At 61.6% G+C, this 25,143-nt stretch carries 28 protein-coding genes; 20 read left to right on the forward strand and 8 right to left on the reverse strand.

Annotated features, from left to right (window positions below; all coding sequences use genetic code 11):
• The first annotated feature begins 120 nt into the window (after nucleotides 1-120).
• From B9Z37_RS01510 to B9Z37_RS01525, 4 genes are read left to right on the forward strand one after another with little or no spacing between them, the layout of a single operon-like run.
• Nucleotides 121-633, forward strand: coding sequence for a tetratricopeptide repeat protein (locus B9Z37_RS01510; RefSeq protein WP_108311283.1), 513 nt, complete (start codon nucleotides 121-123; stop codon nucleotides 631-633).
• Nucleotides 634-661: 28 nt separating this feature from the next.
• A complete protein-coding gene (locus B9Z37_RS01515) occupies nucleotides 662-1,351 on the forward strand; it encodes a peptidylprolyl isomerase (RefSeq protein WP_108311284.1) in 690 nt (229 codons plus the stop codon).
• A 4-nt stretch (nucleotides 1,352-1,355) separates the two neighbouring features.
• Entirely contained in the window at nucleotides 1,356-1,862 is a 507-nt protein-coding gene (locus tag B9Z37_RS01520; RefSeq protein WP_108311285.1) for a peptidylprolyl isomerase, read from the forward strand.
• A gap of 11 nt (nucleotides 1,863-1,873) precedes the next feature.
• Nucleotides 1,874-2,656, forward strand: a complete 783-nt coding sequence (locus B9Z37_RS01525; RefSeq protein WP_108311286.1) for a UDP-2,3-diacylglucosamine diphosphatase — start codon at nucleotides 1,874-1,876, stop codon at nucleotides 2,654-2,656.
• Between the two features lie 78 nt (nucleotides 2,657-2,734).
• Here B9Z37_RS01525 and B9Z37_RS01530 read toward each other — a convergent pair whose 3' ends face one another.
• Entirely contained in the window at nucleotides 2,735-5,545 is a 2,811-nt protein-coding gene (locus B9Z37_RS01530; RefSeq protein ID WP_108311848.1) for a DUF349 domain-containing protein, read from the reverse strand.
• A gap of 391 nt (nucleotides 5,546-5,936) precedes the next feature.
• On the opposite strand from B9Z37_RS01530, the gene B9Z37_RS01535 reads away from it, so the two are divergent.
• The 3 genes from B9Z37_RS01535 to nrdR all read left to right on the forward strand — a co-directional run bounded on the left by B9Z37_RS01535 (nucleotide 5,937) and on the right by nrdR (nucleotide 8,666).
• Nucleotides 5,937-6,686 carry a transglycosylase SLT domain-containing protein gene (locus B9Z37_RS01535; RefSeq protein WP_167394292.1) on the forward strand — a complete coding sequence of 250 codons (750 nt, stop codon included), beginning with the start codon at nucleotides 5,937-5,939 and terminating at the stop codon, nucleotides 6,684-6,686.
• 275 nt (nucleotides 6,687-6,961) lie between these two features.
• Nucleotides 6,962-8,206 (forward strand): serine hydroxymethyltransferase, encoded by a 1,245-nt coding sequence (glyA, locus tag B9Z37_RS01540; protein WP_108311288.1) that lies wholly within the window; start codon nucleotides 6,962-6,964, stop codon nucleotides 8,204-8,206.
• Nucleotides 8,207-8,216: 10 nt separating this feature from the next.
• Nucleotides 8,217-8,666 (forward strand): transcriptional regulator NrdR, encoded by a 450-nt coding sequence (nrdR, locus tag B9Z37_RS01545; RefSeq protein ID WP_108311289.1) that lies wholly within the window; start codon nucleotides 8,217-8,219, stop codon nucleotides 8,664-8,666.
• A 15-nt stretch (nucleotides 8,667-8,681) separates the two neighbouring features.
• On the opposite strand, the gene B9Z37_RS01550 is transcribed toward nrdR, so the two are convergent.
• Entirely contained in the window at nucleotides 8,682-9,257 is a 576-nt protein-coding gene (locus B9Z37_RS01550) for a GspH/FimT family pseudopilin (protein ID WP_108311290.1), read from the reverse strand.
• 115 nt (nucleotides 9,258-9,372) lie between these two features.
• On the opposite strand from B9Z37_RS01550, the gene B9Z37_RS01555 reads away from it, so the two are divergent.
• From B9Z37_RS01555 to ribD, 5 genes are all read left to right on the forward strand, one after another.
• Nucleotides 9,373-9,834 (forward strand): type IV pilin protein, encoded by a 462-nt coding sequence (locus B9Z37_RS01555; RefSeq protein ID WP_108311291.1) that lies wholly within the window; start codon nucleotides 9,373-9,375, stop codon nucleotides 9,832-9,834.
• The gene (locus B9Z37_RS01560; protein ID WP_108311292.1) at nucleotides 9,831-10,475 is read left to right on the forward strand and encodes a PilW family protein; all 645 of its coding nucleotides are present in this window, start codon (nucleotides 9,831-9,833) and stop codon (nucleotides 10,473-10,475) included. Before B9Z37_RS01555 ends, B9Z37_RS01560 begins: the two co-directional genes overlap by 4 nt.
• Nucleotides 10,472-11,689, forward strand: coding sequence for a hypothetical protein (locus B9Z37_RS01565; protein ID WP_108311293.1), 1,218 nt, complete (start codon nucleotides 10,472-10,474; stop codon nucleotides 11,687-11,689). Before B9Z37_RS01560 ends, B9Z37_RS01565 begins: the two co-directional genes overlap by 4 nt.
• A complete protein-coding gene (locus B9Z37_RS01570; RefSeq protein WP_146179683.1) occupies nucleotides 11,686-12,087 on the forward strand; it encodes a type IV pilus modification PilV family protein in 402 nt (133 codons plus the stop codon). The genes B9Z37_RS01565 and B9Z37_RS01570 overlap by 4 nt, the downstream gene beginning before the upstream one ends.
• Before the next feature lie 81 nt (nucleotides 12,088-12,168).
• The gene (ribD, locus tag B9Z37_RS01575; protein ID WP_108311295.1) at nucleotides 12,169-13,287 is read left to right on the forward strand and encodes a bifunctional diaminohydroxyphosphoribosylaminopyrimidine deaminase/5-amino-6-(5-phosphoribosylamino)uracil reductase RibD; all 1,119 of its coding nucleotides are present in this window, start codon (nucleotides 12,169-12,171) and stop codon (nucleotides 13,285-13,287) included.
• Between the two features lie 118 nt (nucleotides 13,288-13,405).
• On the opposite strand, the gene rpiA is transcribed toward ribD, so the two are convergent.
• Entirely contained in the window at nucleotides 13,406-14,077 is a 672-nt protein-coding gene (gene rpiA, locus B9Z37_RS01580) for a ribose-5-phosphate isomerase RpiA (protein WP_108311296.1), read from the reverse strand.
• A 93-nt stretch (nucleotides 14,078-14,170) separates the two neighbouring features.
• Here rpiA and B9Z37_RS01585 point away from each other — a divergent pair, with 93 nt between their 5' ends.
• On the forward strand, nucleotides 14,171-15,214 hold the full coding sequence (locus tag B9Z37_RS01585; protein WP_108311297.1) for a quinone-dependent dihydroorotate dehydrogenase: 1,044 nt from the start codon (nucleotides 14,171-14,173) through the stop codon (nucleotides 15,212-15,214).
• 42 nt (nucleotides 15,215-15,256) lie between these two features.
• Here B9Z37_RS01585 and B9Z37_RS01590 read toward each other — a convergent pair whose 3' ends face one another.
• Genes B9Z37_RS01590 through B9Z37_RS01600 form a run of 3 tightly spaced genes read right to left on the reverse strand, consistent with a single transcriptional unit; the run spans nucleotide 15,257 to nucleotide 17,689 of the window.
• A complete protein-coding gene (locus tag B9Z37_RS01590) occupies nucleotides 15,257-15,718 on the reverse strand; it encodes a GNAT family N-acetyltransferase (protein WP_108311298.1) in 462 nt (153 codons plus the stop codon).
• 5 nt (nucleotides 15,719-15,723) lie between these two features.
• Nucleotides 15,724-16,530 (reverse strand): acyl-CoA thioesterase, encoded by an 807-nt coding sequence (locus B9Z37_RS01595; protein WP_108311299.1) that lies wholly within the window; start codon nucleotides 16,528-16,530, stop codon nucleotides 15,724-15,726.
• A 49-nt stretch (nucleotides 16,531-16,579) separates the two neighbouring features.
• On the reverse strand, nucleotides 16,580-17,689 hold the full coding sequence (locus B9Z37_RS01600) for an NAD(P)/FAD-dependent oxidoreductase (RefSeq protein ID WP_108311849.1): 1,110 nt from the start codon (nucleotides 17,687-17,689) through the stop codon (nucleotides 16,580-16,582).
• Between the two features lie 114 nt (nucleotides 17,690-17,803).
• Here B9Z37_RS01600 and B9Z37_RS01605 point away from each other — a divergent pair, with 114 nt between their 5' ends.
• A complete protein-coding gene (locus B9Z37_RS01605; RefSeq protein ID WP_108311300.1) occupies nucleotides 17,804-18,565 on the forward strand; it encodes an SDR family NAD(P)-dependent oxidoreductase in 762 nt (253 codons plus the stop codon).
• Between the two features lie 251 nt (nucleotides 18,566-18,816).
• Here B9Z37_RS01605 and B9Z37_RS01610 read toward each other — a convergent pair whose 3' ends face one another.
• Both B9Z37_RS01610 and xseA read right to left on the reverse strand, forming a co-directional pair.
• Nucleotides 18,817-19,398, reverse strand: a complete 582-nt coding sequence (locus B9Z37_RS01610) for a superoxide dismutase (RefSeq protein ID WP_108311301.1) — start codon at nucleotides 19,396-19,398, stop codon at nucleotides 18,817-18,819.
• A 91-nt stretch (nucleotides 19,399-19,489) separates the two neighbouring features.
• On the reverse strand, nucleotides 19,490-20,845 hold the full coding sequence (gene xseA, locus B9Z37_RS01615; RefSeq protein ID WP_108311302.1) for an exodeoxyribonuclease VII large subunit: 1,356 nt from the start codon (nucleotides 20,843-20,845) through the stop codon (nucleotides 19,490-19,492).
• A gap of 355 nt (nucleotides 20,846-21,200) precedes the next feature.
• Between xseA and B9Z37_RS01620 the strand changes: the two genes are divergently transcribed.
• The 6 genes from B9Z37_RS01620 to adk all read left to right on the forward strand — a co-directional run bounded on the left by B9Z37_RS01620 (nucleotide 21,201) and on the right by adk (nucleotide 25,095).
• The gene (locus B9Z37_RS01620; RefSeq protein WP_108311303.1) at nucleotides 21,201-21,818 is read left to right on the forward strand and encodes a MotA/TolQ/ExbB proton channel family protein; all 618 of its coding nucleotides are present in this window, start codon (nucleotides 21,201-21,203) and stop codon (nucleotides 21,816-21,818) included.
• Between the two features lie 9 nt (nucleotides 21,819-21,827).
• On the forward strand, nucleotides 21,828-22,250 hold the full coding sequence (locus B9Z37_RS01625) for an ExbD/TolR family protein (protein WP_108311304.1): 423 nt from the start codon (nucleotides 21,828-21,830) through the stop codon (nucleotides 22,248-22,250).
• A gap of 5 nt (nucleotides 22,251-22,255) precedes the next feature.
• On the forward strand, nucleotides 22,256-23,260 hold the full coding sequence (gene lpxK, locus B9Z37_RS01630) for a tetraacyldisaccharide 4'-kinase (RefSeq protein WP_108311305.1): 1,005 nt from the start codon (nucleotides 22,256-22,258) through the stop codon (nucleotides 23,258-23,260).
• Nucleotides 23,261-23,323: 63 nt separating this feature from the next.
• On the forward strand, nucleotides 23,324-23,530 hold the full coding sequence (locus B9Z37_RS01635; protein ID WP_108311306.1) for a Trm112 family protein: 207 nt from the start codon (nucleotides 23,324-23,326) through the stop codon (nucleotides 23,528-23,530).
• Between the two features lie 9 nt (nucleotides 23,531-23,539).
• Complete coding sequence (kdsB, locus tag B9Z37_RS01640) at nucleotides 23,540-24,316, forward strand: 3-deoxy-manno-octulosonate cytidylyltransferase (RefSeq protein WP_108311307.1); 777 nt, start codon at nucleotides 23,540-23,542, stop codon at nucleotides 24,314-24,316.
• 122 nt (nucleotides 24,317-24,438) lie between these two features.
• Nucleotides 24,439-25,095: an adenylate kinase gene (gene adk, locus B9Z37_RS01645; RefSeq protein ID WP_108311308.1), complete on the forward strand. Its 657-nt coding sequence runs from the start codon at nucleotides 24,439-24,441 to the stop codon at nucleotides 25,093-25,095.
• Nucleotides 25,096-25,143 lie beyond the last annotated feature (48 nt).

The following is a 25,143-nucleotide window of genomic DNA, read 5'->3' on the forward strand; positions in this document are numbered from 1 at the left end:
GCAGGTCTCGCAGGCAGCGTTGCGGCCACATGGCCTCCGCTACAATGACCGTCCAGTATATCCCCGTCAGGGGCCCCGCTCCCAGTTCTTGGCAGCCCAGATTTGATACTTTTGGCGCGCATGCACTCACTCTTCACACTCGTCCTGTCTTGTCTTTTGCTGGCTTTCAGTGTGGTCGCCAAAGCGGACACCTACAGCGATGTGAACCGCCTGGTCAACACCCAGCAATGGGCCAAAGCCCAGACCCAGGCCGAAGAACACCTGAAAACGAAACCCACCGACCCGCAGATGCGTTTGCTGCTCAGCCGCATTCAGGACGGACAAGGGCAGACCGCAGCCGCCATGGAAACCTTGCAGGCCTTGACCCGGTCATTCCCGGAATTACCCGAACCCCACAACAACCTGGCCGCCTTGCTGGCCCGCCAAAACCGGTACGCCGAAGCCCTGGACGCCTTGCAAGCGGCCGTGCGTGCCCGCCCGGATTACGCCACCGCACTGGAAAACCTGGGCGACGTTTACATCGCGCTGGCCATTGAGGCCTACCAAAACGCCAGCAAAGCCCTGCCATCGCAGCCCCGTGCGGCCAGCAAACGCCAGGCGGCTGAGCAGCTCTTGAAGTCTTCGGCGCCTTAAAGCGCCCAGCGCCTGTTGAAAGGACACCATGAACCGTTTTCGTTTTTTGACCTCTTTCGCTTTGTCGATCGTCCTGCCCTTGGCCATGGGCCTGCCCACAGCCAGCCAGGCCCAAACCAACGGTGTGAGCAAAGTGCGCATCAGCACCACCATGGGTGACATCGAAGCCGAGTTGTACGCTGACAAGGCCCCCAAAACTGTGGCCAATTTCTTGCAATACGTGAACGACAAACACTACGACGGCACCATCTTTCACCGCGTGATTGCGGGCTTCATGGTGCAAGGCGGGGGCTTCGATGCCCAATACAAAGAGAAGAAAACCCGTGCGCCCGTGCAGCACGAAGGCCGCCAATCTCTGGCCACAGGCCTGAAAAACACCACCGGCACCTTGGCCATGGCCCGAACCAACGACCCGCAATCGGCCACAGCGCAGTTCTTCATCAACGTGGTGGACAACGCGTTTTTGGACCCCACGCCCATTCCGGATGGTGATCCCGTTGCGAAATTTGAATACCAAGGCCGTGTTTACGAAAAAGTGGCACGCGCCCAACTGCTGAACGCACCCCAGCTGTTCGGCTACACCGTTTTTGGCAAAGTCACGTCCGGCATGGACGTGGTCCAAAAAATCCGCAACACGCCCACAGGCGCAGGCGGCCCCTTCCCGACCGATGTTCCACGGACGCCGGTCGTTATCCAATCCATCACTTTGTTGAAGTAACACCATGAGCAACCCACAAGTCGAACTGCACATCACCGGCTACGGCGTCATCACCCTCGAACTGGACGCTGAAAAAGCCCCCAAGTCGACCGAAAATTTCCTGGCCTATGTGAACAAGGGCCACTACAACAACACGATTTTCCACCGTGTGATTCCCGGCTTCATGGTCCAAGGCGGCGGCTTTGAGCCCGGCATGAGCCAAAAGCCCACCGATGCCACCATCGAGAACGAAGCCAACAACGGCCTGAAAAACGACGAGTACACCGTGGCCATGGCCCGCACCTCGGCACCCCACTCGGCCACGGCCCAGTTTTTCATCAACGTGGCCAACAACGGCTTTTTGAACCACACCGCGCCGTCCATGCAAGGCTGGGGCTATGCCGTGTTCGGCAAAGTGGTCAAGGGCACCGAAGTGGTGGACCAGATCAAGGGCGTTAAAACCGGTAACCGTGGCGGCCACGGTGACGTCCCCAAAGAGGACGTCGTGATCGAAAAAGCCGTCGCCATCTGACCGGCTTGGCCATGTCCGCTGACCCGCGCACCACCCGGCCAAGCATCGGCTTGCTGACGGCGCCTGCGGCATGGCACACCGTGGACCTGATCTCGGACCTGCATTTGCAGGTGTCCGAGACCGCGACTTTTGAAGCCTGGCGTGACTACATGGCCCACACCCCCGCCGATGCGGTGCTGATTTTGGGTGACCTGTTTGAAGTCTGGGTGGGCGACGATGCCGCCGCGCTCGACCCGTTCCTGCAAAACTGTGCCGAGGTGTTGCGCCAAACCGCGCAGCGCGCCCATGTCGCCTTCATGCCCGGCAACCGCGATTTTTTGGTAGGCCCGGATTACCTGGGCGGCTGTGGCGTGCCCCCCCTGACCGACCCCACTTTGCTCGAACTGGGCGCACAGCGCATCTTGCTCAGCCACGGCGACGCCCTGTGCTTGGACGACAAGCCCTACCAGGCATTCAGACTGCAAGCCCGTAACCCTGAATGGCAGCAAGCATTTTTGGCCAAACCTTTGGCCGAACGCCAGGAATTTGCCCGCAGCTTGCGCACCTTGAGTGAATCGCAAAAGCACGAAGGCATGACGTTTGCCGATGCCGACCCCGACATGAGCTTGTTCTGGCTGGCACAGGCCCAAGCGGATCGGCTGATTCACGGCCACACCCACCGGCCCGCAGACCATGCTTTGGGCCCGGCACAGCGGCATGTGCTGAGCGACTGGTCGCTGGACCACGCCCCTGTGCGGGCGCAGGTGTTCAGGCTGCAGCGCAATGGCGCCTCACAGCGAATCGATTGGCTTTAACGCGGCATTCTTTTCCAGACCCGCACAGATAAAAAAAACGGCCGCTCGAAAGCGGCCGTTTTGCATGCGACGGGCCAATCAGCCGCGCAGCAGGTTCTTCAAGACGTTTTGCAAGCGGCGCGCCGTGGCCTCTTCGTGTGGACCAGACAGCACCTGCGCCACGTCTTGACCCCAGGTTTCGCGGGGGCCGGGTTCGTTGCGCTGGGTCAGCAATTGCAATTGCAGCATGCGGCGCTCGCTCAAGCTGTCGGCGGGTGTGGGCACTTCGGCGGCCATCTCCAGGCGCAACAAAGCGGTCGCAGCCGTGGTTTTGGCCTCGGCGCTGACGGCTTGCACCCAGGCCTGACGCGTGGCCGCGTTGATGGCCCGGCCCAGCTCTTGTGCGCTGGGCAGTGCATCGGCTTGGCGTTCTTGCCAGGCACCCATCAAGCGGGTCAGCGTTTCGCCATGGGCTTGTGCGGCCAGTTTGCGCAGCGACATTTCGGCACGCTCCATGGCTTCACGTTGGGCACGGAAAGCGGCATCGCCCAAGCGCGGACCCCGGTCTTCGCGGAAATCACGGCCTTCGCCACGACCACCTCGGTCACCAAAACGGTCCCCACCGCGCTCGCCTGGGCGACCTGGCCCACGGTCTGCGCCAGGACGCGCACCCCGGTCGCCCGGTCGGCCATCGCGGCGACCGTCGCGGCCATCACGACCTGCGGAGGCTTCGCTTTTCTTTTGACCAGGACGGTCATCGCCTCGCACCGCCACGACAGGCTTGGCCGGTTTGGGCGGGGCCACGGGGGCAGCAGGGGCTTCAGCCTCAGCTGTATCGGTGCTTTCAGCTGCCGCTTCAGTTGCATCGATGGGTGCATCGACGGGTGCATCTGCTGCGGCAGCCGTTTCTGCCACGGGGGCTGCTTCTTCGGCAGGGGCTTCAGGAGCGGCTGCAACTGCAGACGCAGGGGCCACTTGCGCAGCCTGGGCTTCTTGGGCTTGACCACGCAAAGCGGCATCCAGTGCCGCCATGGCAGCGCGAATCTTGCCGGCATCACCTGCGGCGTTGGCTTCGTCCAGGGCTTTCGACGCATCGATCACGGCGCGGTCGCGGGCGGTCAAGGGGGCCGCAGAGGCGTGGCGCTCAGTGCCTTTGCGCTGGAAGGCTTCGTCCAGCGGTGCACGGAACACTTCCCACAGTTTTTGTTCGGTTTTGCGGTCCAGCGGCACCGACTGGGCTTCGACCTGCCAGCGTTGCTGCAGGGCTTTGACCGCGTCCACGCGCAGCGCGGGGGCGGCGCCCAATTCACGGGCTTCGTTGATCAAGGCCTGACGGCGCTCAACGCTGGCTTTTTGGGCCGCTTCCAGTCGGGCGGCAGCGGCTTTGAGCACGGCTTTCCACTGCGACTGCATTTCACCAAACGCTTTTTCACTCAGGTGACCGGCATTGCGCCAGCGGTCGGCAAACTGGTGCAAAGCACGCAGTTGGGCGCGCCAGTCATCGCTCTCGGCATGGGCAGTCGTCCAGGCTTTGACTTCTTCCAGCAAAGCCACGCGCTGCGCACGGTGCTCGGCAGAGTCTTTTTTCATCTGCTCAAGCCAGGCCAAAACGGCTTTATAGGCTTCGTTGCAAGCGGCATCAAAGCGCTTCCACAACGCGTGGTTAGGCAATCCACCTTGGTCGGTTTGCTTCCAGCTCTCGCGCAATTGGCGCAGCTTGTCTTGCATCTTGCGGCCACCCATGGTGGGGGCTTTTTCGGCATCGAGCAAGGATTCGGCCTGAGTCACCAGCTCTTGGCGAACCTGATCAGCCAACCAGCGCTGCCAGCCTTCGGCATCGCCCGTGGCGGTCAGGGCCTTGTGCACGCGCTCGTCGAGAGCCGTGTCCAGGTTTTTGCCGTGGGTCTTGAGCGCGGCGCGCAAAACGACCGCAGCATCGGCGGGCACCGGTGGTTCGGTGATTTGTTTTTCAAGCGCCTCGAGCGCTTCGGTCACGGCCTTGTTGGCCTGCTCGCGCAGCGCCTGACGCTGTGCGGCGTCCATCTTGGGTTTGGCTGGCTTGGGTTCTTTGGCGGCCTCCGAGGCCCCTGCACCAGAGGCCGGGCTGGGCACTTCGGCGACCACTTCGCCACGCAAACGGCGAATCTCATCGGCCCAGACTGGCACCGATGGCAAGGCAGCGGTCGCATCGGCCTGGGCTTGTTGCGACAGCGTCAACGCCGCCGAAAAACCATCCCAAACCGCCTGCAGCTGGTTGAGGGCCGCGTCCAGCTGGCTCGGAAACTTCATGTCCACACTCGGCCACACGGCGTTGGTGGTCAATTGCTGCGCCTGAGATTGCCACTGGGCCACATCGGTTTGCAGGCCTGCTAAAGCAGCTTGCGCTTCGGCGATGGGTTTGGTCGACAGCACTTCAATGCGCTGCGCCAGCAACACGGCAGCTTCACGCTGCACCATCACCTGGTGCTGCAAATCCTCGACGCCCTTGACCACCTCGGCCAACCGGACCTTCAGACTGGCCAAAGGCTCGCGCGACAAAGGCGCACCGGCTTTGGCAGCATCGCGCTGCCAAGCCATGGCATCGCCGATGTTCAGACGCGGGGCCTGCAACATTTGTTCGGCTTTTTGGGCCCAGTCGCTGGCCAGTGCTTCCTGGCCGTGCACGCGTTTGAGCTCGTCGAGCTTTTCTTTCAGGAGCTTGGCTGCGCCTTTGTCGCGTGTGGACATCTCCCGGTACACCTCGGCCAACACGTCGGCAGCAGGCTCGGACAGGAACCATTCACGCAAACGGGCGCTGCGCTCACCCGAGGTGACGGCTTGAAAAGCCCCCCCAGTCAACTGGTCAAGAGCGGCGAGGTCAAGAGGCTTAGAAGATGAAGTCACGGTAAAAACTTTTAAAACACAGTCCATGCCAAATACGGCATCAGCGTCGGGGCCGGGCATCCTTGCAAAGATTTTCAAGGTCGGCTGTCGACAACCCCGTATTTTCGCCGGGAATTGGGCAGACCCGGCCCTCATGTACGAATCGGGGGCAATCTCTTGTCATTTCTGTCACACGAAGCCCCTTTTATTTCCTTTTTGCATGTTTTTGTCATTTAATAGCCTTGACTTGATATTAAATATTCCTAGAATTCGTCCACATCCCATCCTAGGGATAACCCGATACCGCTGCCGACCCCGGCTTCAACTGCACCAGCCGATGGCTGTTTTGCAGAATGCGTCCCCCCCACCCTCAAGCGCCCAAGTGATGCAAATCACTGGCGTTTGCATGAGAGGAAGTGCTATGACAGCGCAATTGAACATGTCCCACCTGGCTCTGTGTCTGCAGACTTGGGCTGCGGACGTGCGCGAAGGTTTTGTAGAAATCACCCGGCACAGCCTGGCCTTGATTGGTTTAGTGGTCGTGATGGTGGGACTGACTTTTGTGTCTCGCCCCGACCTGCAGGCGTCTGCCAGCGGCGTGCTGCTGGGTTGGCTCGAGATCAGGCAAGTCGAAGTTTCAGACACCACCGAACCCGACAATGCGGCCAACCGCTCGACCGCCAAGAGCCTGAAAAACCTGACAGCCGACCAACTGTTGGTGACCCATTGGCTCAGCCGAAAGTACCGCGTGTCCAGCGAACCCTTGGGTGCCGTTGTGTCAGAAGCCTGGGCAATTGGTGAGCGCAGTCAACTGCCGCCCAGTTTGATCTTGGCGATCATGGCGGTCGAATCCCGCTTTAACCCGTTTGCATCGGGAAGCCAAGGCAATGTGGGTTTGATGCAAATTGAACGCAAAGCACACGTGGATGAGCTGAGTCGCTTTGGTGGGCAATTGTCGGCTTTCGACCCTTTGACCAATGTGCGGGTCGGCGTGCGGCATTTACAGGCGCTGATTCAACAGACCACCACCCTGGAAGAAGCCTTGCGCCTTTACGGCTTGTCTTCAGGGCAAAGCACCGAGAACTTGTATGTCGAGAGGGTATTGGCCGAGCAGAAATTGCTTGAAAAACTCACGGAGCGACAAAACACCGCAGCGGTGTCGGCCAAAAGCCGACTGAACCCACTGTAAAACCCCCGGTCAAGCGCTTGTAAGGCTGGGATACACTATTCACGTGCGCGACTGGCGATAGGAGCGCTGCCCTGAATTCAAAATCGGGGGCAGCCCACTCTGACGTGGACCGCGGTGGCCCTTCAATCAAGGACCCACCCCAAACCACTGGGAAGCGCACAGCCCGGAACAGGCTCTCAAGGCCCCGACCAGGGTTTTTCAGCCGTTCGCCTGGGCAGCCCTTGTCAACAACACCTCTGTTTGAGCCAAGGTTCCATCTCTTTTGAAGGACTGCCATGTACGACCGCAACATTCTGATTGAACAAGCCGACCCCGAAATTTTTGCCGCCATCCAGGCCGAGAACGCTCGCCAAGAGCACCACATCGAGCTGATCGCCAGCGAAAACTACGCTTCGCCCGCCGTCATGGCCGCGCAAGGCTCACAGCTGACCAACAAATACGCCGAAGGCTACCCGGGCAAGCGCTACTACGGTGGCTGCGAATTTGTGGACATCGCCGAACAGCTGGCCATTGACCGCATCAAGCAGATCTTTGGTGCCGACTGTGCCAACGTCCAGCCACACTGCGGCGCTTCGGCCAACGAAGCCGTGTTCCTCGCCTTCCTGAAACCCGGCGACACCATCATGGGCATGAGCCTGGCCGAAGGCGGGCACCTGACGCACGGCATGCCGCTGAACATGTCGGGCAAGTGGTTCAACGTCGTGTCTTACGGCCTCGATAAAAACGAAGCCATCGACTACGACGCCATGGAAGCCAAGGCACGCGAGCACAAGCCCAAGCTGATCGTGGCTGGTGCCTCGGCCTATTCCCTGCACATCGACTGGGCGCGCTTTGCCAAAGTCGCCAAAGAAGTCGGAGCGATCTTCATGGTCGACATGGCCCACTACGCGGGTTTGATTGCCGCAGGCGTCTACCCCAACCCTGTGCCTCACGCCGATGTGGTGACCTCAACCACCCACAAGAGCCTGCGCGGCCCTCGCGGCGGCATCATCTTGATGAAGGCCGAGCACGAGAAAGCCATCAACAGCGCCATCTTCCCTGGCCTGCAAGGCGGCCCACTGATGCATGTGATCGCGGCCAAGGCCGTGGCCTTCAAAGAAGCGCTGGCGCCTGAGTTCAAGGCCTACCAAGCCCAGGTGATCAAGAACGCCCAGATCGTGGCCGAAACCCTGACCCAGCGCGGCCTGCGCATCGTCAGCGGCGGCACCCAAAGCCACGTCATGCTGGTCGACCTGCGTGCCAAAGGCATCACCGGCAAGGAAGCCGAAGCCGCATTGGGCGCAGCCCACATGACGATCAACAAGAACGCGATTCCGAACGACCCTGAAAAGCCGTTCGTGACCAGCGGCGTGCGCATCGGCACCCCCGCCATGACCACCCGTGGTTTCAAAGACGAGGAAGCCCGCATCACCGCCAACCTGATCGCCGACGTGTTGGACAACCCGAAAGACGAAGCCAACATCGCCGCCGTACGCGCCAAAGTCAACGCCCTGACTGCACGCTTTCCGGTCTACAAGTAAGGACTGAGCGATGAAATGCCCGTTTTGCGGTCACCTCGAAACCCAAGTGGTGGAGACTCGGCTGGCCGAAGACGGGGATTTCATCCGTCGTCGTCGTCAATGTGGGGCCTGTGAAAAACGCTTCACGACTTACGAAAAGCCGGAAGTCAACTTTCCGGCCATCGTCAAGAAAGACGGCCGCCGCATCGAATACCAGCGAGACAAACTGCGCGCCAGCCTGAACCTGGCCCTGCGCAAGCGCCCGGTGAGCACCGAACAGGTGGACAGTGCCATCGAGCGCATTGAAGAAAAATTGTTGGCCTTGCCCAGCCGTGAGGTGGCGTCTCACCGCATTGGCGAGCTGGTCATGCGCGAGCTGAAAAAGCTCGACAAAGTGGCCTATGTGCGCTTTGCCAGCGTATACCGCAATTTTGAAGACATCGACGAATTCAAAATGCTGGTGGACGAAGTCCGCAACTGACGCTATGGCAAGTGCTTACGGGCAATCCTGTGGGGTGTATTTTTCTATCCGTGGCATGCCCAAGGCGTTGCTAACCACCTGCCAACCCACCGATGACGAAGCCCGGCAAAAGCGCCATGTTCCGGCCATAAAGGCCCCATTGGTACTCATGCTGCGCCCCTCGGCACCATAAGAAAAATAAGCCTTCACCGTGTTGGTGACACCCAATTGCAGGACTGTGGGCAAAGGGGCATGCACATCGATCACCACCTCTCCTTCATCGCGCAGGGCATTGTTGTTGGTATCCACAAACACCAGCCAACCTTGATGCCACTGGCCATGGGCATCGCACGACGCATCGGTCGCCCGTGCGCACAAGCTCACCCGTTGCTGGCGGCGCAAGGCCTCTGAACGGGCAAGAACCAAACTGTCCAAAAGCCCTTCCGCCTGAGCCTGCAACTGGTGCCGTGCACGCAAGTCCGTCATGGCGGGCGCCGCCATGGCGACCAGAATACCCAGCAAAGCCAGCACCACCAAAGCCTCCAACAAGGTGAATCCCCCTGCTCTGCCACGGCCATGCAGACCGGGTGGGCGTGTGAATAAAAGGCGCATGGTTTTTCTCGCGTGTGATGGGGGCCAACAGGTCCAAGACAAGTTGCTGTATCGTTTCGGACTGTACAAGATGAACACATAAGGCCACAATAAAAATACATCAAGGAGACAACGCATGCCCACGCCACACAGGGTGTCGAGCACCCTGCTCGGCCACTGCAGACATGGATGGACCCTGGCCGAGCTGCTGATCAGCTTGGCCTTGATGAGCGTGCTCGCTGCGCTGGCCCTGCCCGCGTATCAGCAGCAGCAACGCCAGGCAAGACGCACCGATGGGCAAGCAGCCTTGCTCCAGTTGCAAATGGAACAGGTCCGTTGGCGAGGCACCCACGAGCGCTATGCCGAATCCTTGAGTGCATTGGGCTGGGCCAGTGACCGATCCCCTCAGGGGCACTACCAAATCACCCTCTCAGACGCCACAACCGATGGCTACACCGCGCAGGCCATTGGCCTGCTTGGCCAAGCGGCAGACCGCGATTGCAACCCCTTGCGTTTGAGCTGGCAGGGCACGGGCGCCGCCACATTCGGTGCTGGTGAATACCCTGACAGCGATCCTGCACGCTGCTGGCGTCGATGAAAAACGTCCTGCGCCAGCATGAAACAGGCGAAACCCTGATGGGTTTGCTCGTGGGCATGGCGGTGGGTTTGGTTGTGCTGGCTGCTGGCAGCGCCATGCTGGCCAATCATTTGCGAGGCCACCGCACGGCCTTGCAAGACACCCACCTGCACACCGACCTGCGCTCGGCCATGGACTGGATGGCCAGGGAACTGCGCAAAGCCCAATACACAGCCAGCGCCTGGAAAACGCGATCCCCCACAGCTTGCGATGACCCGTTTTGCCAAGACTGGCAAGACTTCAGCATCGACGGCGACTGGATCGACTTCAGCTATGACCGCAACCACAATGGCCAGCGCGACGACGACGAATGCATGGGTTTTCGCTTGGTTGACAAGGCACTGTATGCACGCAGGGAATGCAGTTCTGCCGTCAACTCGACCGGCAGCTGGCAAGCCATCACCGACAGCGCCAATCTGAACATCACCGCTTTGAGCTGGCAACTGCGCTGTGAACTGCGCAATGGCTGGCTGCACCGCAGCGTTCAGATGGGCTTGACGGCGCAGTGGCCCGGTGATGCCTCTCGCCAGTTCAGCCTGTCGCAAACCGTGCATTTGCGCAATGACTTGCCCGCCAGTCAGCAAGCGCTGTTTTGTCCATGACAAGCCATCGCCCTGCTCAGGCTCAACGCGGGGCCATCACCTTGCTGGTGGCCATTGGCCTGGTGATTCTGGCCAGCCTGACCAGTTTTTACAGCGCGCGCAGCGTGCTGATGGACCAACTGGCCAGCCACAACCATGCGCACGCAAGCCAGGCACGACTGGCTGCCGATGCGGCTTTGGCCAGTGCACAGGCGGCAATCGCAAACAGCAGCCCCAATGCGAATGCGCTCTTGACCACGCGCACCGACTGCCCGGCGGGCGTGACCGGCCCGCAGTGGCAGTGCAGCGCAATGAGCGTCGCGCCTCACCCCGGCCTGCCCCAAGCGCAACTGAGCGCCACCGCCGTGCGCGATCTGGTCCAGTCGCCTCACGTATGGACGGTGCATGCCAGCGCCAGCATCGCGGGCCAAAACAGCCGAGCACAGGCACGTGAGAGCTTGTTTGTGCCTTTTGTGGCCCCGGCACCGGGCCTGGCGGCACCTGCCGCGCTGGTGCTGAACGGCTGCATCAGCGCGGCCACCGGTGCCAGCCTGCGCGTGTGCCCCCTCTCCAGCAAAGGCGAGGCCTGCACAGGCACCGCGAAAGGCCCTGCCGTGCAAACGCATTTCGTGGTGGACACCAACCGCAACGGCAGCATCTCCAGCGCCGAGAAAAATGCCTGCCTCGCCCTGAGCCCCACCAGCTTGCCCGGCGGGGGCAGCAAAACGGGCCCCAGCACAGCCATGCCGCGCAGCCCCTGCAACCGAGCAGCCTGGCGCAGCGTGCTGGGCGACATCACTGACGAACAGCTGCAAGCCTGGTCAAGCGCCCAAGAGCGCAACGGCCTGACAGCGCAAACCACACCCCCGCGCTCGATTTACTGGATCGACAGCCCCGGCGACTGGCTGCAAAGCGTGGGCACCACCGACACCCCGGCATTGCTGGTGTTTTCTGCCCAAGCCTGCGCCCAGCGCTGTCCGCGCATCGGTGCCAGTGTGCGCATTGTGGGCAGCGTCTTGCTCGACTCCGGGTGCAACGACGACAAAATGCGGGGCTGGCAAGCCGGGACCATCGAAGGCCAACTGGTGGTGGAATCGGGCTTGCCCGAGTGGCGCTCGGGCTCCATGATCGCGCGCCCTGAAGGCCGCAATGCCTACATCCTCAATTGGCCCGAAGGCATCGATGCAACACGGGTCCAGCGCGTCAATGGCAGCTGGAGCGAGGGCACACCGTGACACATCAGCCACGCGCCCAACAAGGCATGGCCTTGATCGAAGCCCTGATCGCCTCGGCGGTGCTGGGCATCGGGCTGGTGGGTGCCACGCAGTTGACACTCAAAACCCTGCACATGGCCAGCCAAAGCCGCCAACACACCGTGGCCCAACACCTGGCCCAAGAAGCCATGGACTGCTTGCACGCCCAGGCCTTGCCCTGCCCCGGTCAAGAGGCCATCCAGGTGCAAGGCGTGCGCTACACCCGGCAAACACGCAGCACACCCCGAGGCGATGGCCTGATCAACGACCTGCAAGTCAGCGTGGAATGGACAGCCAGCGGAGCAGGTGCCAACACCCGCCTTGAATGGCACAGCAGCGCCTCGGCCATCCCCCTGTGGGTTGGCGTATCCTCGCCTTAGTCTGCGCGACCGTTTGGCCGCGCCACCAGAACCACCCATTTGTTGTCCGCTGTGCCCTCTTCGACCGTTCACCCCTCCCCCATGCAACGCGCCTTGGACCTGGCTCGCCAGGCCCTGTGGCTGACTTCACCCAACCCCCGCGTGGGCTGCGTGATCACCTCAACCGACGGCACGGTGCTGGGCGAAGGCCACACCCAACGCGCAGGCGGCCCGCACGCCGAAATCATGGCGCTGCGCGACGCCGCTGCACGCGGACACAAGGTGCAGGGCGCCACCGCCTGGGTCACACTGGAACCCTGCGCTCACCAGGGCCGCACCGGCCCCTGCTGCGATGCGTTGGCCGCAGCGGGTATTGCCCGCGTGGTGTCGGCCATGACCGACCCCAACCCCAAAGTGGCAGGCCAGGGCATGGCGCGTTTGGCGGCAGCGGGCGTGCAGACCGAAACCCTCGACCCGCAAAGCGACATCGCCCTGCAAGCGCGTGAACTCAACATCGGCTTTCTCAGCCGCATGGAGCGTGGCCTGCCATGGGTGCGCATGAAAGTGGCCACCTCGCTCGACGGCCAAACCGCGCTGCAAAACGGCCAAAGCCAGTGGATCACCAGCGCCCCTGCCCGCGCCGATGGCCACGCTTGGCGGGCCAGGGCCTGCGCCATCCTGACGGGGATTGGCACCGTGCTCGAAGACGACCCGCTGCTCAATGTGCGCGGCATGGACGCCCCGCGCCAGCCGCACTTGGTGGTGGTGGACAGCCGCCTGGACATGCCCCTGAGCGCCAAGTTGCTGGGCACACAAGGCACGGGCGAACAAGCCCGGCAGATCTGGATTTACACCGCTGCCCCCGCCACCGCCACACCCGAAAACCTGGACAAACGCGCCGCACTGACCGCACGCGGCGTGACCGTGATCGACTGCCCCGGCCCCGGTGGCAAGGTCGATCTGGCGGCCATGCTGCGCGACCTGGCCCGGCGCGAGATCAACGAACTGCATGTCGAGGCCGGTCACAAGCTCAACGGCTCGTTCATCCGCGAAGGGCTGGTGGACGAATTTTTGGTCTATCTGGCCCCGCAACTGCTGGGCCCAGGCCAGGGCCTGGCCAATTTGCCCGCCCTCACCGAGCTGAGTGGTGCTGTGCTGCTGGCCTTTCATGCGGTGGACCGCATCGGACCGGACTTGCGCCTGCTGCTGCGCCGGGCTTGAGACCCTGAGGCATTCGCGAGCAGGGGCTCGCTCCCACATTAAACCGAGCCATGTCCATGGTGGGAGGCTGCCCCTGCGGCCGAATCACAATGCCGCGCTCAGCTCGGGGTACCGAGACTCAGAACGACAGCGTCTTCACACCTGTCGATGTGCCCAGCAAGCAGACTTGCGCTTTTTGCAAGGCAAACACGCCCACCGTCACCACACCAGGCCACTGGCTGACGGTGTTTTCAAACGCCACCGGATCGGTGATCTTCAAGCCCTTCACATCGACGATGTGCTGGCCGTTGTCGGTCACCAGAGGCTGACCGTCTTTTTGGCGCACCGCAGCCGTGCCGCCCATCGCCACAAACTGGCGCATCACGCGGGCCGTGGCCATGGGGATGACTTCCACGGGCAGAGGGAAAGCGCCCAAAGCGTCCACCAGCTTGCTCTCATCGGCGATGCAGACAAACTTTTGGCTCTGCGCCGCCACGATTTTTTCTCGGGTCAGGGCCGCACCACCGCCCTTGACCATGTGGCCCTGGTGGTCGATTTCGTCCGCACCGTCGATGTAGACCGACAAGCTTTCGACCTCGTTGCTGTCAAACACCGGAATGCCCAGGGCCTTCAGACGCACGGTAGAGGCTTCGGAGCTGGACACTGCGCCCTTGATCTGGTCTTTCATCGTGGCCAGCGCGTCGATGAATTTGTTGACCGTGGAGCCCGTACCCACGCCGACGATCTCGCCGTGAACAACGTATTTCAGGGCGGCTTGGCCCACCAGGGCTTTGAGTTCGTCTTGTGTCATGGGGTCGGGTCTGGGTAAAAAATGGAAGGTGCGCCAGGGTTTGAGACAATCAGTGCAATTGTTGTCAACGCCTTTGCTGGCTGGAATTATCCAATGTCCCTGATCCCTTACGCCCTCCTTCGCCCCTTTTTGTTCAAGATGGACCCCGAAGAGGCCCACGAACTGACGATCGAGGGCCTGGCCCGCACCCAAAACACCCCACTGGACCGCGTTTACCGCCAGCCCTTTGTGGCGCAGCCCATCACACTGGCGGGCTTGCAGTTTCCCAACCGGGTGGGCCTGGCTGCTGGCCTCGACAAAAACGCCCGCTGCATCGACGGCCTGGGCGCCATGGGTTTTGGATTTGTCGAAGTGGGCACCGTCACGCCCAAGGCGCAGCCCGGCAACGCGAAGCCGCGCATGTTCCGCCTGCCCGAGGCGCAAGCCTTGATCAACCGCCTGGGTTTTAACAACGACGGGCTCGACGCCTTCATCGCCAACGTCAAGCGCTCCAAGTTCCGCCAGCAAGGCCGGCTGCTCGGTCTGAACATCGGTAAAAACGCCGCCACCCCGATTGAAAACGCCACCGACGACTATTTGATCGCGCTGGCAGGGGTGTACCCGCATGCCGACTACGTGACGGTGAACATCTCCAGCCCCAACACCAAGAACCTGCGCGCCCTGCAAAGTGACGAGGCGCTGGACGGCCTGCTGGGCGCACTGGTAGCGCGGCGTGAAGAACTGGCTGCCGAACACGGCCGCCGCGTGCCCATGTTCCTGAAAATCGCCCCTGATCTAGACGAAACCCAAGTGGGCGTGATCGCTGCCACCTTGCAAAAGCACGGCATGGACGGCGTGATCGCCACCAACACCACACTGGCGCGTGACGCGGTGAGCGGTCTGCCGCATGCCGAAGAAACCGGCGGTCTGTCGGGTGCGCCCGTGCTCGAAGGCAGCAACCGTGTGATCCGCCAGCTGCGTGCTGCTTTAGGCAAGGACTTCCCCATCATCGGCGTGGGCGGTATCCTGAGCGGACACGATGCGATCGCAAAAATAGAAGCCGGGGCCGACGTGGTGCAGATTTACACCGGGCTGATCTACAAAGGCCCTGCGCTGGTCACCGAAGTGGCGAGTGCGCTGCAGCAGATGAAGCGTTGAATAAAAAAACGGCATGCCCCACCGGTTCATGCCATTCGCGCATCAAAGTTCCTTCGAATAAATGATGAAACCTGTATGGCTGGCCACTTTGTCATACAGGGCTCGGCCAGACACATTTCCGATCTGCGTTGTCCAATAAACCCGAGAACTGCCGTCAGCGCGTGCAGCCGTATAAACGGCCTCAATGAGATGCTGAGCAATTCGCTGGCCTCTGTGGCTGGGCGCGGTGAACAAATCCTGCAAATAGCAAACATCATGCAGCCGGGTTGTGCTGCGGTGAAAAAGGCAGTGCACCAAGGCCACCACAGTGTTGCCATCCACAGCCACAAAGGCATGAACCGGCTCTTCAGCGCTGAAAAACCGTGCCCAAGTAGCATCGGTGATGTTCTCTGCCAATGCTGTCTCGCCTTCCCGGCCATAAAAAGCGTTGTACCCATCCCAAAGGGGTCGCCATTGGGCATAGTCCTCGCGCTGAATGGGGCGGATGATGATGTCCTTGGGCATGTTTTTCAGTCCTTGAAATACACCAGCTGGTGCGTGCTCGCCAGCAGCTGACCTTCGGGACTCCACAGCTGGCCGGACTGGTCAAAGTAGCCGTGGCGGTAGTTCAGCGCCTTGGCCACGCCCAGCACATGGCGTGTGCCCACCTGCGCCAGCAAGGCGCTGTCGGCGTGGAAATAGGTGGTGAGGGACACCGTGCCAATGAGGGCGCGGCGGCGGCGGCGGATGTAGATGCGAGGGAAAAAGCTGTCGCTCAATGCCGCCAAAGAAGCAAAGTCCAGGGACCGCTCCGGCTCGTCGCGCATCCACAGGGTTGAGCGCGAATGGGCTTGCTCTTGCTCATCAAAGGCAGCGGGGAAAGCGCCTTCGACAAAACGCATGTCGTAACGTTGGGGCCAAGCGGGCATGCCTTTCACGGGCATGCGAGGCACGGCCTCGGGCGCGGGCACGTTGGCGGGCATCACGGCCTCCACGTTTGACCAAGTTTCGCGGCGCACAGCGAACACTGCGGTGGCGGTGGCCACCACGCCTTCGGCTTGGTGGGCTTCGATGATCCAGTGCTGAGTGGAGCGATTGGTGCGAACAGGCCGCGCCACAAATCGGATCTCGCCATCGGCCACCGGGGCGGCAAAGTTGACTGTGAGCGCCACCGGCTCGCCCAGGCGCTCGGGATGCAGCATGGCCGACTGCAGCAACTGCGCTGAAGTGGTGCCGCCAAAGGGCCCGATCATGTTGGCGTATGCCGGGTGGGTCGCGCCCATGAATTCGTGGGGCGCGCTGGCTTTCAGATCAATGGCTTCGTCAAGAGGGTGCATGCTCAAGATGATAGGTGCGCACCTGCGGCCTGCGCTGTCCCAAATGCGATCAGACCAACCGAGCGCAGACCTCGTCGGCAATCGCCAACGAACTGGTCAGACCCGGCGACTCGATGCCCAGAAGGTTCACCAGGCCCGGGACACCGTGCTCGGCGGGGCCTTGGATCATGAAGTCGGCTGCTGCCTCGTGCGGGGCGTTGATCTTGGGGCGCATGCCCGAGTAACCGGCTTGCAATGCGCCATCTTGCAATGCGGGCCAGTATTTGCGTACTTCGGCATAAAAGGCATCGCCGCGGCGCGGGTCCACTTGCAGGTCAGCGGGGTCATCGACCCATTGCACATCCGGACCGAACTTCGCTTGCCCACCCAAATCCAGCGTCAGGTGCACCCCCAAACCCGCTTTTTCGGGCACGGGGTAGATCAGGCGGGAAAACGGCGCCTTGCCCGCCAACGTGAAGTAGTTGCCCTTGGCGTAATGGGCTTGGGGCAAGAGGCTTTTGTCCAGCCCGTCCATGCGCTCGGCCAATGCCACGGCGCTCAGCCCAGCAGCGTTGACCAGCAACTTGCACGCCAGCTCGGTGCCATCTTGCGTTCGTACGCAGATCGGGTGGGTGGCGGTGCCGTGCTTGAGGCCTATGTGCTGCACGGGCGAGACCAGCGCCAGCAGGCCGCCTGCGTTTTCCATGTCGCCCTGCAGGGCAAGCATCAGGCCATGGCTGTCCACCACGCCCGTGCTGGGCGAGAGCAGCGCCGCGTCACAAGAGAGCGCAGGCTCCAGCGCGTGGGCCTGGGCCGCCGAGAGTTTTTGCAAATCGTGCACGCCGTTGGCGGCCGCTTTGGCCATGATGCCGTCCAGGGCCAGCACTTGCTCAGGAGTCGTGGCCACGATCAGCTTGCCCAACCGCTGATGCGCCACGCCGCGCTCGGCGCAATAGGCATACAGCAGCCCCTTGCCTTGCACGCACAGCCGGGCCTTGAGCGAACCCGCCGGGTAATAAATGCCCGCGTGGATGACCTCGCTGTTGCGCGAGCTGGTGCCCGTGCCGATGGCGTTCTCCGATTCGAGCAACAGCACCTCGCGGCCCGACAGCGCCAGCGCCCGCCCCACAGCCAGGCCGACCACGCCAGCCCCGATCACAACAGCATCAACTTGTTCCATGGGCAGCATTGTGGCGCAGGCTTGGCTCCTCGCCTGCTCGGGTGACACCCGCAAGACAGACACGGGCAGCGCACACAGGCAGACTGCCAACCATTCAAACAAGGAGACCGTTTCATGTCGCTGTTCAATCTCAAAGGCAAAGTCGCCGTCGTCACGGGCTCCAGCCGGGGCATAGGCCGCTCCATCGCACACCAGCTGGCCAAACAAGGTGCCAAGGTGGTGGTGTCCAGCCGCAAGCAAGACGCCTGCGAAGTGGTGGTCAAAGAGATCCAGGCCGCAGGCGGCGAGGCCATGGCGATTGCCGCCAGCATCTCCAGCAAAGAACAGCTGCAAAACCTGATCGACCAAACCCGAGGAGCCTGGGGCCCGATCGACATCCTGGTGTGCAACGCGGCCACCAACCCCTATTACGGCCCAACCACAGGCATGAGCGACGAGGTGTTCGACAAGGTCATGCGCAACAACGTGCTGTCCAACACCTGGCTGTGCACCATGGTCTACCCCGACATGAAAGCCAAGAAGGACGGTGCCATCGTCATCGTGTCGTCGATCGGCGGCCTGCACGGCTCGGCCATCATCGGGGCGTACAACATTTCCAAGGCGGCCGATATGCAGTTGGCACGCAACCTGGCCGTGGAATGGGGTCCAGACAACATCCGAGTGAACTGCATCGCACCGGGCCTGATCAAGACCGACTTTGCCAAGGCCCTGCACGAGGACCCGGTGCTGAGTGCCAAGTACAACGGCGAGACACCCCTGCGCCGCATGGGTGAGCCGGATGACATTGGTGGGGTGGCGGTGTTTTTGGCCAGTCCAGCCGGGCAGTACGTGACAGGGCAGACCATCGTGGCCGATGGGGGGATGATGATTCGCTGACTTTGCTTGGTGCTCGGTGCTCGGTGCTTCGGGTAGCGCTGAGCATGGGCTGGGGCCGCGCACCTCATGAGGGAGTACCCAAAATCGGTGCCCGGCCCCAGCCCATGCTCAGCTCAGTGGTCGATTGAAGTTCAACCCAGCAGCAGGTTGTTGGCTCAGGTATAACCTCTGCCCCTGGGGTCACATTCACCTTCGGCCCAAAAAGCAAAAAGCCCGCACAAGCGGGCTTTTTGCATGGAGGAAAACCTCGATCAGGCGAAGTTCTTCTCTGCGAAAGACCAGTTCACCAGCTTGTCGAGGAAAGTCTCGACGAACTTGGGACGCATGTTGCGGTAGTCGATGTAGTAAGCGTGTTCCCACACGTCCACGGTCAACAAAGCGGTGTCGCCAGTCGTCAAGGGGGTGCCTGCTGCGCCCATGTTAACGATGTCCACCGAGCCGTCGGCTTTCTTGACCAGCCATGTCCAGCCGGAGCCGAAGTTGCCCACGGCGCTCTTGACGAAGGCTTCTTTGAAAGCGGCGTAGCTGCCGAACTTGGCGTTGATGGCAGTTGCCAAAGCGCCTGTGGGTTCACCGCCGCCTTGGGGCTTCATGCAGTTCCAGAAGAAGGTGTGGTTCCAGATCTGGGCAGAGTTGTTGTAAACGCCGCCGCTGGACTTCTTGATGATTTCTTCGAGAGACATGCTCTCGAATTCGGTGCCTTTTTGCAGGTTGTTCAGGTTCACCACATACGCGTTGTGGTGCTTGCCGTGGTGGAACTCCAGGGTTTCCTGGCTGTAGTGAGGGGCCAGTGCGTCGATCGCATAAGGCAGAGCGGGCAAGGTGTGTTCCATGAGGGTGTCCTTTTGTTGTTGCGGTTGAGGGTAGACCCATGCATTTTAGGGGCTGAACGATCGCCCTTTGGCGCAGCAGGTCACTCCAAAGTCAGACCAAAACCTTCAACGCCACTTCGCCGTCAGACAAAGTCGCCCGAACACTTTGGCCCGGCTCGAACTGGGCGGCATGGGTCAATGCCTGGCCACGCTCATCGCTGAGCCAGGCATAGCCACGCTCGAGCACTTGGTGCGGGTCCACCGACGACAAACGCAAGGCCGCCCGCTCTAGGCGTTGGGCACGCTGCTGTACCTGCTGTCCTTGGTTGAAGCCCAAACGGTCATTCAATCGCTCCAGCCTGTGGCCACTGTCCGTCAGCTCACTTTGCACACCGGCTTGCAGGCGGTGCGCCAATCGGTCCAGCCACTGGCTGTGTTGGCCCACCAAGGCTTGCGGGCGGCTTAAACGCGCGGCGATGGTGGCCAAGCGCTGGGCTTGGCGGTCTTGCTGGCGCGCCAGCCCCACCCCCAGCCTGGCCGCCACGCTGTCCAGACCTTGGGCTTGCCGGTCCTGCTGACGCAACAGCCCCCGGGTCAATCGGTGTTCCAGCACCGACAAGGCCTCAAGGCCTGCACCCCGGTCGGTCGCGGCCATCTCGGCGGCTGCCGTGGGCGTTGGGGCGCGCACATCGGCCACAAAGTCGGCGATGGTGAAATCGGTCTCGTGACCCACGCCGCAAATGAGCGGCACCGGGCTCTGGGCAATCACCCGAGCCAGGTTCTCATCATTGAATGACCACAGGTCTTCCATTGAGCCGCCACCTCGCACCAAAAGGATCACATCGACAGGCGGGCTGAGCGGGTTGTCCTCGGCCGTGAAGGCGTAAAGGCTTTGCAAGGCTTGCGCCAAGGTGGCTGCGGCGCCCGTCCCTTGAACCAAGGCGGGCGCCATCAACACGGGAATGTGCGGCACACGCCGCTGCAAGGCGGTGACCACGTCATGCCAGGCGGCGGCACCCAGCGAGGTCACCACGCCAATGGCACGGGGCTGGGCGGGCAAAGCGCGTTTGTGCGCCGGGTCGAACAAGCCTTCAGCCTCGAGCTTGGCCTTGAGACGCAAAAACTGCTCAAACAGTGCCCCCTGCCCGGCCCGCTCCATCGACTCAACGATCAGCTGCAGATCGCCACGGGCCTCGTACACCCCCAAGCGACCACGCACTTCGACCAGTTCACCGTCACGCGGGACAAAGTCCACCAGGCTGGCCGCACGGCGGAACATGGCGCAGCGGATCTGCCCCGTGTCGTCCTTGATCGAAAAATAACAGTGCCCACTGGCGGCCCGCGAGAAACCCGAAATCTCGCCGCGCACCGTGACGGGATTGAACTGGGCGTCCAGGCTGTCAGCCACGGCGCGGCACAGCGCCGAAACTGTCCACGCACGTGGCTTCAAATCGTCAATTGGAGGCATGGAATTGAGGTTTCATCAGCGTTTCAAGGGGCTTTCAAGCGCCAAACCCAAGCGGGGTGGGAAGAAGTACTCCACAAGCACGGCCCCATGCAGGATAGCGCAAAGGCGAAATAAGCAAAAGAAAAAAGCAATCGCAAGTCATTGATTTTATTTGATTTTTTAAAAATGACCGGTCAAATTTCAAATAATTTATATATACCTGAGTATGCTGAACAAAGCAAAAAAACAAGTTCTTCACAAAGTTATCCACAGAAACAGCGGTCTCCTACCAGCACAAGGGCCCATCTCTCGCAAAGCCAAGGCATTCGCCGATAATCAGCCGGGTTCGAGACCGAAAAACTGGAAGGTATTTTCTTTGTTGTCCATCATACAAGCCGCAGGTTGGCCCATTTGGCCGCTGATCCTTTGCTCCATTTTGGCCCTGGCCTTGGTCCTGGAGCGTGGGGTGCAACTCCAAAACGACAAAGTCATGCCAGCTCAGCTCCTGGCGCAAACCATCGAGGCCATGCAACGCGGCATGCCTGCGCAAGAAATCATTCAAAAACTGGACAAAGCTGGCGTCATGGGTCCGGTCCTGGCCAGTGGGCTGCGCTGCTTGCAGGAAAACCCCAAGGCCTCTGACACAGACTTGCAGGCGAGCATGCAGATGGCCGGGCGCCTGGCGGCTCAGCAACTGGAGCGCTACCTACCCGCTTTGGCCACCATCGCCTCAGCCGCCCCTCTGCTCGGTTTGCTGGGCACGGTGGTCGGCATGATCGACATTTTTGGGGCACACACAGCGTCGAGCAACCAGCCCGCCTTGCTGGCACACGGCATATCGGTGGCGCTTTACAACACCGCCTTTGGTTTGATCGTGGCCATCCCCTCCCTGATGTTCTGGCGTTACTTCCGAGCCTTGGTGGACCGCCATGTGCTGGCCATGGAAGTGGCCGCCGAGACCTTCGCCCGGCATCTGGCCCGTTTGCGCACTTAAAGGCTGCTTGTGAACTTCAAACCCAGATCCTCGTCCCCGGAGCCGGAGATCAACCTGATCCCGTTCATTGACGTGTTGTTGGTCGTGCTGATCTTTTTGATGCTGACCACCACGTGGTCGCGCCTGACCGAGATCCAACTGAACCTGCCCGTCGCCGATGCCACCCCACCCAGCCAGCGTCCACGCCAGATCGTGCTGACGATCACCTCACAAGGGCAATATGCGGTCAACAAATCGCCGGTCGGTGGCAGCTCGGTAGGGGCCTTGGTGGCGGTCCTGACCCCACTGGCCGACAAGGACGCAATGCTGGTCATCAGCGCCGACGCATCGGCCACGCACCAGAACGTCATCAACGCGATGGAAGCGGCACGCCGCAGCGGCTTGTCCAAAATCACTTTTGCGGCCCAATCGGCCCCATCCCCGGGCTCCTGATCGGCATGGGCTTGTCCACCTTTTTGCACCAGCGCTTGCCGCACGTGTGGACCCAACGCGGCCCCTTGGCTTGGGCCTTGCTGCCGATCGCGGCTGTTTACGGCACGCTGGTGGCCCTGCGACGTTGGGGCTACGCGGCAGGCCTTTTCAAAACCCGGCGCGTGCCCGCTTTGGTGATCGTGGTGGGCAATGTGGTGGCCGGTGGCGCAGGCAAAACGCCGGTCACCATCGCCTTGGCCAGACACTTGCTCGCCCAAGGCTGGCGGGTGGGCGTGATCTCGCGAGGCCACGGAAGGCAAACCCAGGATGCGCGCGCAGTGGTACACAACAGCCGCCCGCTGGATGTGGGAGACGAGCCCTTGTTGATTCACCAAGCCACTGGCGTGCCTGTTTGGGTGGCCCGCGCCAGAGCCGATGCGGCGCATGGCTTGCTGCAGGCGCACCCGGAGGTTCAAATCCTGATTTGTGACGATGGCTTGCAACATTGGGCGCTCGCCCGTGACCTCGAAATTTGCGTGATGGACGAACGCGGCTTGGGCAACGGTTGGTTGTTGCCCGCTGGACCTTTGCGCGAAACCTGGCCCCGAGCTGTCGATTGGGTGCTGCACACGGGCCCTGAGCTTTCAGACAACGCAGAGATGGGCGGCTACCGGGCCCAGCGGCAACTGGCCGATCACGCGGTCGGCGCAGATGGCCGACGCGTTGCGCTGAGCACACTGAAAGGCCAAGCGGTCGATGCAGTGGCCGGACTGGCCAGGCCCGAAGCCTTTTTCGGGATGCTGCGCCAATCGGGCCTGACTTTGGCTCGCACCATTGCCCTGCCCGATCACCATGATTTCGAGGATTGGTCTTCCGCGAACACTGGCCGCATTTTGCTGTGCACCGAAAAAGACGCGGCCAAACTGTGGCCGCACGAGCCCGGTGCCTTGGCCGTTCCCTTGGTGATCACGCCCGAAGCGGATTTCTGGGCTTCGCTGGACGCCCGCATCGCACAACTTCTGCCGCGCTGAATTTTGGGGCCTTGCCCCCCCTGCAGCCGGTCCGCGCGCCTAGGGGCCGTTATCATTGAAGGCATGGATACCAAATTGCTTGAATTGCTCGTTTGCCCGGTCACCAAAGGCCCACTCGACTTCGACCGTGAGCGGCAAGAGCTGCTCTCGCGCAGCGCCCGCTTGGCCTATCCGGTGCGCAAGGGCATTCCGATCCTGCTGGAAAACGAAGCCCGCACCCTGAGCGACGAAGAAATCGACAAGCTCGCGGCCCTGCGCCCACCGCTCTAAGACCTCGACATGACCGAATCTGCCAAGCCACAAGGCTTCACCGTGGTCATTCCAGCGCGTCTGGCATCGAGCCGTTTGCCCAACAAACCGCTGGCCGACATCGCCGGGCTGCCCATGGTCGTGCGTGTAGCGCAACGCGCCCTTCAATCGCAGGCCGCACAGGTGGTGGTGGCCGCTGACGATGTAAGCATCGTGGCCGCCTGCGCAGCACACGGCGTGCGGGCCCTGCTGACCCGAAAAGACCACGTGAGCGGCAGCGACCGCCTGGCCGAAGCCTGCCAACTGCTGGGCCTGCCCGCCGATGCGGTGGTGGTCAATGTGCAGGGTGACGAACCCCTGATCTCGCCCACGCTCATCAACGACGTGGCGCGTGTGCTGACCGAGCGGCCCGAAGCCAGCATGAGCACCGCCGCCCATGCCATCGCTTCACTCGACGAATTCACCAACCCCAACGTGGTCAAAGTGGTGATGGACGCCCGCCAGATGGCACTGTATTTCAGCCGCGCACCTATTCCCTGGTGGCGCGATGGTCAATCGGAGGGCCGGTTCAAAGCCCTGCCCGATCCCGCGCCGCTGCGCCACATCGGCATTTATGGCTACCGCGCCGGCTTTCTGGCCCTGTTCCCTACCCTGGCACCCGCGCCGGTGGAGTCCATGGAATCGCTGGAACAACTGCGCGCACTGTGGCACGGCCACCGCATCGCAGTGCATGTGACCCATCAGGCCCCTGGCCCAGGCGTAGACACCCCCGAAGACCTGGCCCGCGTACGGGCGCTGCTGGGCTGAAGCAAAACGATTTTTCTGTGAAGAATGCCGTAAGCCTGCTTAGAGGCAGGCGTGCTATTCTCAAAAAGACAAACGTCAGGTTCGCCTGACCTCAAATTCCAAACGATAAGAGGACTTTTCCAATGAGACTGATTCTGTTGGGCGCACCCGGCGCCGGCAAAGGTACACAAGCGACCTTCATCTGCCAGAAATACAACATCCCTCAAATCTCCACCGGTGACATGCTGCGTGCGGCCGTCAAAGCAGGCACACCGCTGGGCTTGCAAGCCAAAGCCGTGATGGAATCGGGTGGCCTGGTCAGCGACGACCTGATCATCAACTTGGTCAAAGAGCGCATTGCTCAGGCTGACTGTGCCAACGGTTTCCTGTTTGACGGTTTCCCCCGCACCATCCCCCAGGCCGACGCCATGAAAGCCGCAGGCGTCAAGCTCGACTACGTGCTCGAAATCGACGTGCCCTTTGACGCGATCATCGAACGCATGAGCGGCCGCCGCTCGCACCCCGCTTCGGGCCGCACCTACCACGTCAAGTTCAACCCACCCAAAGTGGACGGCGTGGACGACGTGACTGGAGAGCCCTTGGTGCAACGTGCCGATGACCAGGAAGAAACCGTCAAAAAACGCCTGCAGGTTTACAGCGACCAAACCCGCCCCTTGGTGGACTATTACTCCGGCTGGGCCAAAGCCGATGCCGCGGCTGCACCCAAGTACCGTGCCATTCAAGGTACCGGCAGCGTGGAAGACATCACCGCACGTGCGTTTGCAGCACTGGCTGACTGATCTTTCAGAATCTCCCAAAGAACAAAGCCCCGCAATGCGGGGCTTTGT

Source organism: Limnohabitans parvus II-B4, from assembly GCF_003063455.1.
In the GTDB taxonomy this organism is placed as follows: Bacteria; Pseudomonadota; Gammaproteobacteria; order Burkholderiales; family Burkholderiaceae_C; genus Limnohabitans_A; species Limnohabitans_A parvus.